This is a genomic window from Salegentibacter sp. BDJ18 (assembly GCF_017579965.1).
In the GTDB taxonomy this organism is placed as follows: domain Bacteria; phylum Bacteroidota; class Bacteroidia; order Flavobacteriales; family Flavobacteriaceae; genus Salegentibacter.
In genome coordinates this window covers 15,079-31,037 of the sequence record NZ_JAFLQX010000011.1, presented here as the reverse complement: position 1 = coordinate 31,037, position 15,959 = coordinate 15,079, and the positions used below count along the sequence as shown (strand labels likewise).

The 15,959-nt window shown below is 36.8% G+C and carries 12 protein-coding genes; 10 read left to right on the top strand and 2 right to left on the bottom strand.

The window, feature by feature from the left end; genetic code table 11:
- Positions 1 to 20: 20 nt before the first annotated feature.
- A complete protein-coding gene (locus J0871_RS07015) occupies positions 21 to 1,274 on the bottom strand; it encodes an ABC transporter permease (RefSeq protein ID WP_208224462.1) in 1,254 nt (417 codons plus the stop codon).
- 237 nt (positions 1,275 to 1,511) lie between these two features.
- Between J0871_RS07015 and purH the strand changes: the two genes are divergently transcribed.
- The 5 genes from purH (at position 1,512) to rodA (ending at position 8,561) form a co-directional block, all read left to right on the top strand.
- Positions 1,512 to 3,044, top strand: coding sequence for a bifunctional phosphoribosylaminoimidazolecarboxamide formyltransferase/IMP cyclohydrolase (gene purH, locus J0871_RS07010; RefSeq protein ID WP_208224460.1), 1,533 nt, complete (start codon positions 1,512 to 1,514; stop codon positions 3,042 to 3,044).
- Positions 3,045 to 3,082: 38 nt separating this feature from the next.
- Positions 3,083 to 4,111 (top strand): rod shape-determining protein, encoded by a 1,029-nt coding sequence (locus J0871_RS07005; RefSeq protein WP_057482684.1) that lies wholly within the window; start codon positions 3,083 to 3,085, stop codon positions 4,109 to 4,111.
- Positions 4,112 to 4,124: 13 nt separating this feature from the next.
- Positions 4,125 to 4,949 (top strand): rod shape-determining protein MreC, encoded by an 825-nt coding sequence (mreC, locus tag J0871_RS07000; RefSeq protein ID WP_075325855.1) that lies wholly within the window; start codon positions 4,125 to 4,127, stop codon positions 4,947 to 4,949.
- Between the two features lie 492 nt (positions 4,950 to 5,441).
- Complete coding sequence (gene mrdA / locus J0871_RS06995; RefSeq protein WP_208224458.1) at positions 5,442 to 7,310, top strand: penicillin-binding protein 2; 1,869 nt, start codon at positions 5,442 to 5,444, stop codon at positions 7,308 to 7,310.
- Positions 7,311 to 8,561, top strand: coding sequence for a rod shape-determining protein RodA (gene rodA / locus J0871_RS06990; protein ID WP_075325852.1), 1,251 nt, complete (start codon positions 7,311 to 7,313; stop codon positions 8,559 to 8,561).
- Positions 8,562 to 8,754: 193 nt separating this feature from the next.
- On the opposite strand, the gene J0871_RS06985 is transcribed toward rodA, so the two are convergent.
- Entirely contained in the window at positions 8,755 to 10,890 is a 2,136-nt protein-coding gene (locus J0871_RS06985) for a carboxy terminal-processing peptidase (RefSeq protein ID WP_208224456.1), read from the bottom strand.
- Between the two features lie 146 nt (positions 10,891 to 11,036).
- Between J0871_RS06985 and surE the strand changes: the two genes are divergently transcribed.
- From surE to J0871_RS06960, 5 genes are all read left to right on the top strand, one after another.
- Positions 11,037 to 11,819, top strand: coding sequence for a 5'/3'-nucleotidase SurE (gene surE, locus J0871_RS06980; RefSeq protein WP_075325851.1), 783 nt, complete (start codon positions 11,037 to 11,039; stop codon positions 11,817 to 11,819).
- The gene (locus J0871_RS06975; RefSeq protein WP_208224455.1) at positions 11,812 to 12,093 is read left to right on the top strand and encodes a hypothetical protein; all 282 of its coding nucleotides are present in this window, start codon (positions 11,812 to 11,814) and stop codon (positions 12,091 to 12,093) included. Before surE ends, J0871_RS06975 begins: the two co-directional genes overlap by 8 nt.
- A gap of 85 nt (positions 12,094 to 12,178) precedes the next feature.
- Positions 12,179 to 13,294, top strand: a complete 1,116-nt coding sequence (lpxB, locus tag J0871_RS06970; RefSeq protein WP_208224453.1) for a lipid-A-disaccharide synthase — start codon at positions 12,179 to 12,181, stop codon at positions 13,292 to 13,294.
- A gap of 3 nt (positions 13,295 to 13,297) precedes the next feature.
- Positions 13,298 to 13,837 carry a C40 family peptidase gene (locus J0871_RS06965; protein WP_208224451.1) on the top strand — a complete coding sequence of 180 codons (540 nt, stop codon included), beginning with the start codon at positions 13,298 to 13,300 and terminating at the stop codon, positions 13,835 to 13,837.
- Positions 13,838 to 13,886: 49 nt separating this feature from the next.
- Entirely contained in the window at positions 13,887 to 15,932 is a 2,046-nt protein-coding gene (locus J0871_RS06960) for a ComEC/Rec2 family competence protein (RefSeq protein ID WP_208224449.1), read from the top strand.
- The last annotated feature ends 27 nt before the right edge of the window (positions 15,933 to 15,959 follow it).

Here is a 15,959-nt window from a genome sequence, read left to right as displayed (position 1 = left end):
ATTTTCTATGCTCTTGAATTTTACATTCCTGTCCTAATCGCTTCCACAGGATCTAATTTTGAAGCCGAAATTGCCGGAATTATTCCTGAAATTAACCCGATTACTGCTGAAACTGCAAAGCCAACAAACATATTCCAGGAAGAAAGTACAAACTCAAAGTCGCCGGTAAATTGCGAAGCCGCGATAGAACCCAACCAAACCAATCCCAGTCCTACGAGGCCACCAATAACAGCCAGGATTACCGCTTCAAATAAAAATTGAAAGAGAATAAATTTATTTTTGGCTCCCAAAGATTTCTGAATTCCAATTAAATTGGTTCGCTCTTTTACGCTTACAAACATAATATTGGCTATTCCAAAACCGCCCACCAGTAATGAAAATCCGCTAATTATTAATCCTATAAAATTCAGCTGACCGGTAATATTATCTATTAAATCGGCAAAACCCTGAAGTTGATTTATAAAAAAGTTATTGATATCGCCAGGTTTTATTCCGCGGTAATTTCTAAGCTGTTGTTCTAAAACTGCCATATATTCGGCATTATCAACATCATCTTCTGGCTTTAAAATTAATTGCGGAAAAACACCCTTATTATTATCTCCATAAACTCTTCTCACAATATTTGCAGGAACGAACACCTGGCCATCCCTGGAGCCACCAAATAAGCTAGCCCCTTGTTTTTTTAGCACACCAATAACGGTAAGCTTTCTGCCATATAAACGCACTTCCTTACCAAGAGGATTAAGTCCGCCAAAAAGATTATTTGCTATTTCATGCCCTAGCACAATTACCGGAGAACCACTTACTGACTCAGATTCGTTAAAAAACCTACCCTCTTCCAGTTCCAGGGCTTCAATATCGTAATATTCGTGGGTAATAGCGCCAACTCCAACACCGGTACTGGTAACATCCTGGTATTTTATAGATTCATCGGGAACGCCGATGGTAAAACTTATAGATTCGGTATTGGGTAGATTTCGTTTCAGGTATTGATATTCATCGTAAGAAACATCTGGAAACTGCTGGCGTTTCCATTGCGGCACATCGGTAGGGCCAAAAGAAAAACGCATTACCACAATGGTGCTGTTATCTAAAGCGCTTAAACTTCCTTTAATTTCACGTTCTAAAGAATCTACTGCGGCAAGAACGCCTATAATAGAAAAAATTCCAATAGTAACCCCCAGCAAAGAAAGAAATGTTCTTAGCTTATTATTTTTAAGCGCGTTTATCGCAAAATTAAAACTTTCCCTAAGTACGCGTAGATATATCAGCATAATAAATAAAGCTCGGGGACAGAACCACGGAGCATTAAATTGTAAATTAAAACATTCTGCCAGCCGGGCACATATAAATCCCAGGTTATCGAGTAAATAAAGCCCGGATTTTTATGTGCTTAGTGGTATGACGCCCGGGTTTAAATTTCGTTACAAAATTTCTGGATAAATAAAGTAAATGCCTTTTATGTTTTTGGGTTAAATACTTACTTTTGCCACTTTAACAAACACAACACAATGAGCGACTTAAAAAAAGCAAAATCTGCTTTAATATCTGTATTCAGCAAAGAAGGCCTGGAACCTATTGTAAAAAAACTTAACAACCTGGGAATCACCATTTACTCTACCGGTGGCACCGAAAAGTTTATTAAAGATCTTGGAATTGAAGTTGTACCTGTAGAAGATGTAACTTCTTATCCCTCAATTTTAGGCGGAAGGGTGAAAACGCTCCACCCAAAAGTTTTTGGAGGAATTTTGAACAGGCAGGATAATGAAGGTGATGTAAAAGAACTTGCTGAATACGAAATTCCGCAGATAGACATTGTGATTGTAGACCTTTATCCGTTTGAGAAAACCGTAGCATCGGGAGCTTCAGAACAGGATATTATTGAAAAAATAGATATTGGCGGCATTTCGCTTATTCGTGCCGCTGCAAAGAACTTTAAAGATGTGCTTTGTGTTTCTTCGGTAGAAGATTATAAGGATTTTGAAAATTTACTGGACGAAAAAAATGGAGAAACCAGCCTTGCCGATCGTAAACTATTTGCTGGAAAAGCTTTTAATATTTCTTCGCATTATGATACGGCAATTTTCAACTACTTTAATGCTGAAGGTGAAGTAAAAGCTTATAAAACAAGCATTCAAACAGGGAAAGAATTACGATATGGAGAGAACCCACACCAACAAGGAACTTTTTATGGAGATTTTGATGCAATGTTTGAAAAACTGCACGGAAAAGAACTTTCTTACAACAACTTATTAGATGTTGATGCTGCGGTAAACCTCATCAACGAATTTAAAGGCGAAGCACCAACTTTTGCAATATTAAAGCACAATAATGCTTGTGGTTTAGCTCAACGCGACACGGTTCACCAGGCTTATGTAGATGCTTTAGCCGGCGATCCTGTTTCAGCTTTTGGAGGAGTTTTAATTAGTAATGTTGAAATTGATAAAAGTACAGCTGAAGAAATTCATCAATTATTCTGTGAAGTGGTTATTGCCCCTTCATTCTCTAAGGAGGCCGAAGAAATTTTAAAAGGAAAAAAGAACAGAATTTTATTGATTCAGAAAGAGACTGAACTTCCGCAGAAACAGGTTAGAACTTGTTTGAACGGCGTTTTGGTACAGGACAAAGACAATAAAACAGATGCGCTTGAAGATTTAAAAGAGGCTACAAACAATAAACCAACAGATGCCGAGTTATCTGATTTGTTGTTTGCTTCCAAAATATGCAAGCACACAAAATCGAATACCATCGTTTTAGCAAAAAACAAACAATTATGCGCCAGCGGCACCGGGCAAACTTCTCGTGTAGATGCTTTAACACACAGCATAGAGAAAGCGAGATCTTTTAAATTCGATTTAAAAGGAGCGGTTATGGCCAGCGATGCGTTTTTCCCATTTCCAGATTGTGTAGAGATTGCCGGTAACGCTGGAATTTCAGCAGTAATCCAGCCCGGAGGATCTATAAAAGACCAGCTAAGTATAGATTATTGCAACGAAAATAATATAGCTATGGTGATGACGGGAACACGCCATTTTAAACATTAATTTTATTACATTTACCAAACCTCAATACCAAACAAAGCATGGGATTTTTTGACTTTCTCATTGAAGAAATAGCGATAGATTTAGGAACTGCCAACACCCTTATTATTCATAATGATAAAGTGGTGGTAGACAGCCCCTCTATTGTTGCACGAGACCGTACTACGGGAAAAATAACCGCAGTAGGGAAAGAAGCTGCAATGATGCAGGGAAAAACCCATGAAAACATAAAAACCATTCGCCCATTAAAAGATGGGGTAATTGCCGATTTTGATGCCAGTGAGAAAATGCTCACTATGTTCATTAAAGAAATTCCGGCGCTTAAAAAGAAAATGTTTACCCCGGCCCTTAGAATGGTAATCTGTATTCCATCTGGAATTACAGAAGTTGAAATGCGTGCGGTAAAAGAAAGTGCAGAACGTGTAAATGGGAAAGAGGTTTACCTTATTCACGAACCTATGGCCGCTGCCATAGGTATTGGCGTAGATATTATGCAGCCTAAAGGAAATATGATCGTAGATATAGGTGGTGGTACTACCGAAATTGCGGTAATTGCACTTGGCGGGATTGTTTGCGATAAATCGGTTAAAATTGCCGGTGATGTTTTCACTAATGATATTGTTTATTATATGCGTACGCAGCACAACTTATATGTTGGAGAGCGTACGGCCGAAAAAATAAAAATTCAAATTGGCGCAGCGACTGAAGATTTGGAAGTTCCGCCAGAAGAAATGAGTGTTCAGGGACGTGACCTTTTAACAGGAAAACCCAAGCAGGTAAACATCTCTTACCGGGAAATTGCCAAAGCCCTGGATAAGTCTATTTTAAGGATTGAAGACGCGGTAATGGAAACCTTATCTCAAACCCCTCCAGAGCTTGCAGCCGATATTTACAATACCGGTATTTATCTTGCCGGTGGTGGATCTATGCTTAGAGGATTGGATAAAAGGCTATCTCAAAAAACCGATCTTCCGGTTTATATCGCCGAAGATCCATTAAGAGCCGTAGTAAGAGGAACCGGAATATGCTTAAAGACCCTTAATCGTTATAAGGGAATTTTGATAAAGTAGGAGAAGTAGTTTTATGCAGCAAATTTTTAATTTTCTTATTCGGAATAAGAATAATATCCTATTCCTGTTTCTGCTTGCATTAGCTGTATTCTTTACCATTCAAACCCATTCTTTTCATAAAAGTAGTTTTATAAGTTCGGCAAACGTACTTACCGGCGGCATCTATTCCTGGGCCAACGATTTTGACAAGTACATGCATTTAGACGAGTACAACGAGCGCTTAATGGAAGAAAATAAGCAACTGCGTAATGTATTGACCAATTTAAACGATACCATTTCCGTAGAAAATTATACCGATACCACCAGTTTTGATGGCACCTATTATTTTAGAACCGCGAGGGTTATTAATAATAACTACGCCAAGCCCAACAACTTCCTAACCTTAAACCAGGGCAAAGAAGCCGGTATAAAATCTGAATTTGGGGTTATAACAAGCAAAGGAGTAATTGGAATTGTAGACCGTGTGAACAGCAGGTTCTCGCGAGTAATTTCCATATTAAATTCAGATTCTCAAATTAACGCCCAGTTAAACAAAACCAATCACTTTGGGAGTTTGATCTGGGATGGTAAAAATCCTAATATCGTTCAGCTGGTAGATGTGCCACGACAGGCCCCGGTAAAAGAAGGAGATACTATAGTTACTGGGGGAAAATCTTTAATTTTTCCTGAAGGGATCCCTATTGGTAGTGTAGAAAATTTTAAACTGGACCAAAGCCAGAGTTATTACAATATTAATGTTAGGCTTTTTAATGATATGACCAATATTGGTTATGTATATGTAATTGAAAACCTGGACCGGGAAGAAATACTGGAATTAGAGAAGGAAGATGAACAATAGTATTTTAAAAAATATAATCAGGTTTGTAGGATTAGTATTTATACAGGTGCTAATACTTAACAATATTAATTTCCTGGGCTATATAAATCCTTACCTGTATGTATTATTTATTTTACTTTATCCCTTTAATGCAAATCAGAGTTTATTTTTAATACTGTCTTTTTTATTAGGCTTTAGCATAGATCTTTTTGAAGACAGCGGCGGCGTTCATGCGGCAGCTTGTGTGGTTATTGCTTTTATTAGGCCAAATTTGCTTCGATTTTCTTTTGGAATAAGCTATGATCATCAAAATTTAAGGCTTTCCACAACACCCTTTGGAGCCAGATTAAGCTATATTTTTATCAGTATTATAATTCATCATTTTATCTTGTTTTTCTTGGAAATGTTCAGCTTTAGTCATATAATAATAGTCCTCAAAAAAACGTTATTTTCAGGGATCTTCAGTGTTATTACTATTATGCTAAGTCTTATTGTTTTCAGTAAAAAATATAGATGAGAAAATTACTTCTTTACATTATTATTCTTACCACCGGCATTATTTTTCTTGCCCGGTTGTTCTATTTGCAAATAATGGACGATTCTTTTGCGGTAAGATCTCAGGATAATGCTATTGAAGTGGTGTACGATTATCCGCAACGAGGTTATATTTCAGACAGAAATGGGAAGTTGATGGTTTCTAACCAACCTTCTTACGATGTGATGGCCATCCCACGCAATCTTAAACCTTTTGATACTACTGAATTCTGCGAAATTCTAAGTATAGATCCAAAGGAATTAGGGCGCCGTTTAGATAAAGCCAAAATCTACTCTCCTATTCTTCCGTCAGTAATTATTCCACAATTAACAAAATCGGAATACGCTTATTTACAGGAAAAAATGCGAAAATATGAAGGTTTTTATATTCAAAAACGTTCGTTAAGAGATTACCAGGTAGATCATAGCGCCAATGTTTTAGGCTATATCGCGCAGGTAAATCAGAAAAAAGTTAATGAAGATCCGTATTATATTTCTGGTGACCTTATTGGAAGAAGCGGCGTCGAAAAAGTTTATGAAGAATTACTGCGTGGGGAAAAGGGTGTAAAATATATTCAAAAAGATAGGTTCAACAGGGACATTGGCCCTTATAAAGATGGTATTTACGATACACTTCCCACTAAAGGGAAAGATATACATATCACTTTAGATGCCGAATTACAGGCGTATGGCGAAAAACTAATGGAAAATAAACGAGGTGGAATTGTAGCTATAGAGCCGGCAAGTGGCGAAATTCTTTCCCTTGTAACTGCGCCTAATTACGACCCTGCTTTATTAGTTGGCCGAAAAAGATCTCCAAATTACACCAAGCTATATTATGATTCTATCGCACAACCACTTTACGATCGCGGACTTTTAGCAGAATACCCTCCCGGATCTCCTTTTAAAGCTTTAACCGGTTTAATTGGGCTGCAGGAAGGTGTAATAGATACCGAAGACAGGTTTTCCTGCAACAACGGTTATAATTACGGAGCCAGGCGTCCTTTGGGTTGCCATGCTCATCCCAGCCCCCTGGATCTTGTGCCGGGTATCGCAAATTCCTGTAATTCATATTTCGCACAGGTTTATAGAAAAACAATAGAAAAATTTCCCACCCCACAAGAAGGGATTGATACCTGGAATGCACATTTAAAAAGTTTTGGACTTGGTCAGTTTATGGGCAATGACCTTAGTACAGGGAGACCGGGCAAAATTCCTGATGCCGATTATTACAACCGAATTTATAATTATCCAACTTACAAATGGTATTCTACGGCCACAATATCTAATGCCATTGGCCAGGGAGAAGTCTTGATGACTCCAATTCAACTCGCAAATATGACGGCTACTATTGCAAACCGTGGATGGTACTACACTCCCCATATTTTAAAAGCTGTAGAAGGTGATCCTATAAAAGAAGAGAAATTTACAGTAAAAAACATCACAACGGTAGACTCCAAACATTTTGACCCTGTAGTTGAAGGTATGCACCAGGTTTACAAAAACGGTACCGCGAGAAGTTTACAAATCCCCGGGATTGAAATCGCCGGTAAAACAGGTACCGCAGAAAACTTCACAAAAATTGATGGAAAACGCACCCAACTTACAGACCACTCTATTTTTGTCGCTTTTGCACCGGTAGACAATCCAAAGATCGCTATTGCAGTATTTGTGGAAAACGGATATTGGGGAAGCCGTTACGCCGGAAGAATTGCCAGCTTAATGGTTGAAAAATATATTAAAAAAGAAATTACCAGAACAGATATGGAAGACTGGATTTTAAGCCACAGTCTTGAAGAAGAGTACGCAAAACCATTAAGTGGAGAACCTTTTATAATAAATAGGTAAATGAGTAAAAGCGTAGCAGGATTTGATTGGATTACTATATTAATTTACCTTTTATTAGTTGGCTTTGGGTGGGCCAATATTTATTCTGCGTCTCTGGGTTCCGGTAGCCCTATTGATTTTTTTAATATGGATGCTCCTTATAGCAGGCAGGCCCTGTTTATAGCATTGAGCATCTTCCTTATTATTCTAATCCTTTCAATTGAAGCAAAATTTTACCAGCGTTTTTCCAGTGTAATTTATGCCACAAGCCTTTTAAGCCTGGCAGGATTATTTGTTTTTGGAAGCACCATTGCCGGGCAGACTGCATGGTACCAAATTGGCTCAGTTAGTATTCAACCTGCAGAATTTGCAAAAGCAGCCACCGCTTTGGCCGTAGCAAAATATCTAAGTGGTATACAAACCAATATTAAAGATTTTAAGCATCAATTACGAGTATTTTTAATTATTGCCCTGCCAATGATCTTAGTGCTCTTACAGCCCGATGCAGGTAGTGCAATGGTCTATTTTTCATTTGCATTTGCACTGTACAGAGAAGGACTGCATTTTGCTTATTTGTTACTCGGGTTTTTCGCTGCTATTCTATTTGTAGCCACACTGGCATTCGGCCCCTTGTGGGTAATTGGCGGAATATTACTAATTGCAATACTGGTTTATCTTAAAAACCGAAAAAGAAGACCTAACATTTTAAAATATTTATTTTTTGCAGCGGTTGCAGTTGGATTTTCGCTTTCAGTAAATTATGTATTTGAGAACGTGTTTAAACAGCATCACCGGGATAGATTTAATATTGTATTAGGCAAAGAAGTAGATTCTCGTGGTATTGGTTACAATACTAACCAAAGTGAAATTGCAATAGGCAGCGGCGGGTTATTCGGAAAAGGCTGGACAGAAGGAACACAAACCAAAGGCCATTTTGTGCCTGAACAACATACCGATTATATTTTTAGCACCGTAGGGGAAGAATGGGGCTTTTTAGGAAGCACGTTTATTCTTGCCCTGTTTATACTGCTTATGCTGCGTCTACTTTATATGGCAGAGCGGCAACGTTCAACTTTTAACCGGGTTTACGGATATGGAGTAATAGGAATTATTTTTATGCACTTCCTTGTTAATATTGGGATGGTTATAGGCATTTTCCCGACAGTTGGAATTCCCTTACCATTTTTAAGTTATGGAGGTTCAGGACTTTGGGCATTTACAATTCTCCTGTTTATTTTTGTCAAACTGGATTCAGACAGGATGTCTTTCTAATTACAGCGTTCTGCCAGCAATAAAACAGCTGCAACCACCAGAATGATTAGTGGATAAATATATTTTCTTTTCAACATACAGCAAATTTAAACTTTTTAGTAATAAAGTTTACTTCAGAATTTTTCATTTAATCAATTATAGCATAAAAAAAGCGCTTCATTGCTGAAGCGCTTTTACTCTTTTTAGAAGAAAACTAGTCTCTTACTTTCGCTAATTTATCTTCTCTAATATTATTTTTTCGCATATCAGATAGTACGTGAATTGCTTCTTCAACGTAAACATCTCTACTTAGATTCTTATGCCAACGATCTCTTTTTTCTTTTAGAATAGTATCATTTTCAAACATTTTTTCTTCATAGGGTAAAGAAGTAAATGTCAGGTTGGTTTTATAATCATTTATAGAATCAAAGCTCTTTGCCATTTCCTGATTTCTTTCAGCGGTTGCCGCGTATTCTTCAAAATTAAGGGAATGTGCACTATTTTCGCTTTGGTCTTTAATCCATTTAGCGTGTTGTTCAATACGCTTTAACTGCTCATTAGCGTTCATTCGGTCTTTACTATTTGCAATAGTTTTTTCAAAATCTACATAACCATCCCAAACTTCATATTTAGCCGGATCTATCTTATCCCACGGCAAGGGATTATCCTGGTCTTTCTCGCCAATATCTACAAAGCTATAACGATCTGGCACCACAACATCACTTTTCACCCCTTCTAACTGGGTAGAACCACCGTTAACTCTATAAAACTTTTGAGTAGTAAGTTTAAGTGCACCAACATCTCCAAATTCATTACTTCTTAACCAACGGTTAAGATCTATCACATTTTGTACGGTTCCCTTACCATAGGTTTGTTTACTTCCTATAATAATTGCACGCTTATAGTCTTGCATTGCGGCTGCCAGAATTTCTGAGGCCGAAGCTGAAAGTTCGTTTACAAGAATAACTAAAGGACCGTCCCACAGTACAGACGGATCTTCATCTGAAAGTACATCTTTTCTTTGTCCGTTAGATTTAACCTGAACAATTGGGCCTTCTTCAATAAAAAGCCCGGCAATATCTACTACTGTTTTTAAAGAGCCTCCACCGTTATTCCTAAGGTCCAGCACAAGGCCGTCCATATTTTTTTCTTTTAAACGAATGATATCCTTTTTGATATCTGAAGCAGCATTTCGCTCTTCATAATCTTCCATATTAAAGTAGAATTTCGGTAAATTTATTATCCCAAAATTCTTCCCTTCCTGCTCAACCATAGCAGTTTTAGCATAGGTTTCTTCAATTTCAACAATATCACGGGTTAAAGTGATTTCTTCAATATTACCCATTAACTTTTTACGAACTGTTAGGGTAACTTTAGAATCTTTTGGTCCCTTAATTAGGTCTACCGCATCTTCCAGGCGCATTCCTACAATACTCACAGGATCTTCTTCATCTTCCTGTTGTACTTTTAATATCTCATCTCCTTCAGAAAGTTCTTCACTTCTCCAGGCAGGACCACCAGATATAACTTCGGTTACGGTAATATTGTCGCTTTTCTTTTGAAGACGGGCGCCAATTCCTTCCAGTTTTCCAGACATTGCAATATCAAACCGGTCCTTATCCTGTGGTGCGAAATACAGTGTATGAGGATCAAAAGATTCTACAATGGCATTTAAATAAACTGAAAAGTAATCTTTACGCTCTAAATCATCGGTAAAATCGTAATATTCGTCTAAAGAACTTAAAGTTACCTCACGGGCTTCTTTCTCAAGTTCTTCTTTAGATTTCATTTCATATTCGGAGTCTTCTTCTTTTTTCATTTCCTCTTCCTCAACTTTATCGTGATAAGTGATAAGAGTAGAAAATTTAAGTTGTTTTCTCCAACGCTCCTTTAGTTCTTTTTTTGAAGATACATACTCAGCTTCAGAAAAGTCTGTATTTATATCTTCAGCTTCAGAAAAATCGAAAGGTTTTTCAAGGATTTCTTTGTAGATTTTTCGTGCCTCTTCAGATCGTTTTTGAAGTCTATTATAAGTAAGATCAAAAAAGCCAATTTCCTTTTCCTTAATCTGGTCGTCTATTTTATCCCTGTATTCATTAAACTCTTCAACATCACTGGCATAAAAGAAGCGTTTAGAGCCGTCCAGGCCACCAAGGTACTTATCGTAAACCCCTTCAGAAAATTCATCATTAATCTCTCTTGCATCGTAGTGCCCTTCATTAAGCACATAGGTAATAAGATCTATAAGAAGTTTGTCTTTATTAGGATCGTCGAATTTTTTAGTAGTAAAACTACAGGAAGTAGCAGCCATTAAAAGCACTACCACCAGGATTTTAAAATTCTTTTTCATAAATAGCATAAATTTCATCATTAACAGCTCCCCAAAATACATTAAAAATTGTGCCAATAAAGCTAACAGGTAATAATAATTTGTTAAACTACTAAGATAAGGTTTCTTCTTGAAATTACTATTTTAGCTCCTATAAAAAATAGGCTATGACAAAGAAAAAACCATTAATACTGGTTACTAATGACGATGGTATTACCGCTCCCGGAATAAGAACTTTAATTGAGGTAATGAAAGAACTGGGTGATGTAGTAGTAGTGGCACCAGATAGCCCACAAAGCGGAATGGGACACGCTATAACCATTAGTGATACTTTATTTTGCGAACAGGTTACTATTAAGGAAAATTATAAGCATAAAGAGTACAGCTGCTCGGGCACTCCCGCAGACTGCGTGAAAATCGCTACCCAGGAAATTTTACACAGGAAACCAGATCTTTGTGTAAGCGGAATTAACCATGGTTCAAATTCTTCTATAAACGTAATTTATTCTGGGACAATGAGTGCTGCTGTAGAAGCTGGTGTAGAAGGAATTCCCGCTATTGGGTTTTCATTATTAGATTACTCGTTAAATGCCGATTTTGAACCTGCCAGGAAATATGTAAAAGCCATTACCAGAAATGTTATTAAAAACGGACTTCCAAAAGGGGTGGTTTTAAATGTAAATATTCCAAAACTTCCCGCTTCAGAAATTAAAGGAATGAAGGTTTGCCGGCAGGCCAACGCACAATGGGAAGAAGAATTTGATAAAAGAACCAATCCGCAGGGACGTGAATATTACTGGCTTACGGGGAAATTTGTAAATAAAGATAAAGGCGAAGACACCGATGAATGGGCGCTTGAAAAAGGGTATGTATCTGTAGTTCCCGTGCAATTTGATCTAACGGCCCATCACTTTTTAGACGATTTAAATAATTGGGAACTTAATGATTAAGCAAAATGTTTTTATAGGATTTTTAACCGGAATTTCTGCCAATATTGGTGGCATTTTTCTTTATATCCTACTTTTTTCAGAAATGGGAATAGACGAAACGCTAGACGATGCAATTGCTGAAGGTTATATTGGCAAGCTCATTGCCCTGGGAGCTATTTTAAACTTTTTACCATTTTTCGTCTTCCTTAGAAAAAAACAAATCTATCACGCAAGAGGTGTACTTTTGGCTAGTATTATTGCAGCAATTACTATTTTCATTTCAAAAATAGTTTAAATGAAATCGGCTGCTGCTGAACCCAAAAATTGGTAATAAATATAAGTTTGTATTCAATGCCGAAACTGGGATAAATTTTATAAATATGAAATATTACATAATAGCAGGAGAAGCTTCTGGAGACCTTCACGCTTCTAATCTAATGCGCGCGTTAAAACAAACCGATCCTGAAGCTGAATTTAGGTTTTGGGGTGGTGATCTTATGCAGGCGCAGGGAGGTGAACTGGTAAAACATTACCGGGAACTTGCTTTTATGGGTTTTGCCGAAGTACTTTTTAACTTAAAAACCATTTTAAGTAATATTTCGTTTTGCAAAAAAGATATTAGCACTTTTAATCCAGACGCCATTATTTTTATAGATTATCCCGGCTTCAATTTAAGAATTGCCAAATGGGCCAAAAAGGAAGCTTACCAAACGCATTTCTACATTTCTCCACAAATTTGGGCCTGGAAAGAAAACCGAATTCAGGCAATAAAGCGCGATATAGATTATATGTACGTGATCCTGCCTTTTGAAAAAGAATTTTATGAAGAAAAACATAATTTCCCCGTTCATTTTGTAGGTCACCCGCTTATTGATGCCATTGGCCAAAAAGATCTTCCCGATGTAGCAGCAGTAAAAGAAGAATATCAATTAGACGATAGGCCAATAATTGCAGTATTACCCGGAAGCCGAAAACAGGAAATTTCAAAAATGCTGGAGGTTATGTTAAGTATTACCCCAGATTTCCCTGAATATCAATTTGTAATTGCCGGTGCTCCCAGCCAGGATGCAGAGTTCTACGCTCCTTTTATTAAGCAAAAGAATATAAAATTAATAATGAATAGAACTTACGATATACTTAGCCTCTCTCACGCTGCTATGGTAACATCGGGCACGGCAACCTTAGAAACCGCATTATTTAAAATTCCCGAAGTGGTTTGCTATAAAGGCAACTATATTTCCTACCAAATTGCTCGCCGAATAGTAAACCTTGATTATATTTCTTTGGTAAATCTTATTATGAAACGTGAGGTTGTAAAAGAGTTAATTCAGGACGATTTTAATACGAAAACGCTGAAAAAAGAGTTTAAGAAAATACTGGACGAAGAAAATCGTAAGAGAATCTTTAAAGATTATTTTGAACTGGAGAGAAAACTTGGCGGAAAAGGCGCCAGTGAAAAAACCGCCAAACTTATTGTAGAAGCGATTAAAAATTGATTTATGAAGAAAGTTTTTAAGTTCCTTTTTTTAGGCTTTTTTCTTATTAGCCTTATTTCCTGCGGAAGCTCACGCTCTAAAGTTATTACTACAAAAAGTGAAGAAAATCGAGCTGAAAGAGTTTCTCCTTCAAGAAACACTGAAATTGAACCCGTAGATAATAAGGTTTATAACATCATATCTAAAGCCAAAAGTTTTGAAGGCACGCGCTACAAATATGGCGGCACCACCAAACGAGGAATGGATTGCTCCGGACTTATTTTTACGGCATTTTTAGAAGAAGATATCGCTGTTCCCAGAACTTCCCGCGCCATGTCTTTAGAAGGCGAACGGCTTTATATAAAGGAGGTAACCCCCGGCGATTTATTATTTTTTGAAACCAACAAGAATAAAAAAGTAATTAACCACGTTGGTTTAGTGGTAGAAAAGGAACGGGACAATATTTATTTTATCCACTCCTCCACCTCTCGCGGGGTTATTATTTCTTCACTTTCAGAACCTTATTGGAATGATACTTTTGTAATGGCTCGCCGAATTTTATAATTTTTAGTATCTTCAAAAGATAATTGCCGCCCTACAAAAAACAATAGGGATGCAATTTTTGAATTTCACCATAATTAAACTTTCTCTATTCCTAATCCTGGGAATAATTACCGGATTTTCTTTTGAAATCCCAGGTACTGCTCTTTTTATATTTTTTGGTTGTTTATTTCTTCTTTTCATTGCAGGTTTTCTTAGGGCACGTAACCAAATATTTGACGATGTTTTCTTCGGAATATGTACCTGGAGTTTAATTTTCACTCTGGGAGTTGCAGCAGCTTTTCTTCACCAGCCAAAAAACCTGGCAAATCATTATATAAATCTCGAAGATTCTGAAGCTGAAATAATGCAAATTCGCATTACCGAAAGTCTTAAACCCAATCTTTACAACGAACCCTATCTCGCTGAAGTTGAAAAGATTTTTTCTACAGAAAATTCAAGGCTAGTAAAAGGAAGGATTCTATTGAGTATTTCAAAAGATTCAGTAAATAAAGACTTGGCCCCCGGAATGAAACTACTTGTTCCTTATAACCTAAAAAATATTGCCGAACCGCTAAATCCCTATCGCTTTAATTACCGAAACTATATGCAGAAACAGCGGGTAGAAAAGCAGTTACAAGTCGGCGATTCTGAAATAAAAATTTTAAACGAAAAGGAAGAATCTGCGGTTAGTTATGCCTCGAAATTGAGAGAAACAATTATTCAAAAACTCTCTGAAACTAAAATAGAAAAAAATGAGCTCGCAATAATACAGGCTTTATTGCTGGGGCAAAGACAGGATATTTCAAAAGAAATCTACGAAGAATATGCCGCCGCTGGGGCGATTCATATTTTGGCGGTTTCGGGACTTCACGTGGGAATTATTTTATTCATTTTAAACTGGCTTTTTAAACCCTTTAATTACTTCAAAAACGGATTAATATTTAAAACCATTCTTTTAATAATATTAATGTGGGGCTTTACAATTTTGGCCGGGCTTTCGCCATCAGTGGTTCGAGCCGTAACGATGTTTTCTTTTATCGCTATCGGGATGCAAATGCGGCGAAAAACCAGTGTTTTAAACAGTTTATTTATTTCGCTGTTTATTTTACTACTTGTAAATCCTTATTTCATATTTCAGGTGGGTTTTCAACTGAGTTATCTTGCGGTTTTTGCAATTGTCACCATTCAGCCTAAATTATTTAAGCTCTGGCAACCAAAATTTAAAATCACAAAGTACTTCTGGGGATTATTAAGCGTAAGTATCGCAGCGCAGATTGGGGTATTACCTTTAAGTTTATTTTATTTTCATCAGTTTCCGGGCTTATTTTTCCTTTCCAACTTGGTTGTACTACCGGTACTGGGAATTATTTTAGGACTGGGTATTTTGGTTATCATACTTTCTTTACTGAATTTACTCCCAAATTTTATCGCTGAAACTTATGGAAAACTAATCAGTTTAATGAACCAATTTATATCCTGGGTGGCGGGAAAAGAAGAGTTTGTGTTTACCGATATTCACTTTAATATTTGGCAAAACCTGAGTGCCTATTTATTGATTTTCTTTTTTATTCTTTTACTCTATCAAAAAAGCTTCAGAAATCTTGTTTTTTTTCTCTGCGGAATTCTAATATTTCAAAGTAGTATGCTCTATAGCAAAATGCAGAATTCAACTTCAGAAAGTATAGTTTTTCATAAGTCTAGAAAAACTATGATAGGAATTCAAAAAGATAAAAAGCTAATTTTATATCATAATTTAGCTAATGAAATTCAAGAGGAAATCCGTTTAAAAGATTATAAAACCGGACGGAATATCAATCAAATTGAAGAAAAGCAAATCCAGAATATTTTAGCGCTTTCTGAAACTTCGGTTTTAATTGTAGACAGCAGTGCAGTTTACAAGTTAAACAATTTTAAGCCTGACCTGGTGTTACTTCGCAATTCACCTAAAATCAACTTAGAACGGCTAATTAGAGGTTTAAATCCAAAAATAATTGTTGCCGACGGAAGCAACTATCATAGTTATATATCCCGTTGGGCAGAAACCACCAAAAAACAAAAAACCCGTTTTCACCATACAGGTAAAAACGGGGCTTTTCGCATCTCTACTGAACCATAAGGCCCACTATCAACTAACACTTAAATT

Excerpts from the sequence above, each read along its gene's own strand:
- J0871_RS07015 (WP_208224462.1), bottom strand. The coding sequence starts at position 1,274 with ATGCTGATATATCTACGCGTACTTAGGGAAAGTTTTAATTTTGCGATA.
- purH (WP_208224460.1), top strand. The coding sequence starts at position 1,512 with ATGAGCGACTTAAAAAAAGCAAAATCTGCTTTAATATCTGTATTCAGC.
- J0871_RS07005 (WP_057482684.1), top strand. The coding sequence starts at position 3,083 with ATGGGATTTTTTGACTTTCTCATTGAAGAAATAGCGATAGATTTAGGA.
- mreC (WP_075325855.1), top strand. The coding sequence starts at position 4,125 with ATGCAGCAAATTTTTAATTTTCTTATTCGGAATAAGAATAATATCCTA.
- mrdA (WP_208224458.1), top strand. The coding sequence starts at position 5,442 with ATGAGAAAATTACTTCTTTACATTATTATTCTTACCACCGGCATTATT.
- rodA (WP_075325852.1), top strand. The coding sequence starts at position 7,311 with ATGAGTAAAAGCGTAGCAGGATTTGATTGGATTACTATATTAATTTAC.
- J0871_RS06985 (WP_208224456.1), bottom strand. The coding sequence starts at position 10,890 with ATGAAAAAGAATTTTAAAATCCTGGTGGTAGTGCTTTTAATGGCTGCT.
- surE (WP_075325851.1), top strand. The coding sequence starts at position 11,037 with ATGACAAAGAAAAAACCATTAATACTGGTTACTAATGACGATGGTATT.
- J0871_RS06975 (WP_208224455.1), top strand. The coding sequence starts at position 11,812 with ATGATTAAGCAAAATGTTTTTATAGGATTTTTAACCGGAATTTCTGCC.
- lpxB (WP_208224453.1), top strand. The coding sequence starts at position 12,179 with ATGAAATATTACATAATAGCAGGAGAAGCTTCTGGAGACCTTCACGCT.
- J0871_RS06965 (WP_208224451.1), top strand. The coding sequence starts at position 13,298 with ATGAAGAAAGTTTTTAAGTTCCTTTTTTTAGGCTTTTTTCTTATTAGC.
- J0871_RS06960 (WP_208224449.1), top strand. The coding sequence starts at position 13,887 with ATGCAATTTTTGAATTTCACCATAATTAAACTTTCTCTATTCCTAATC.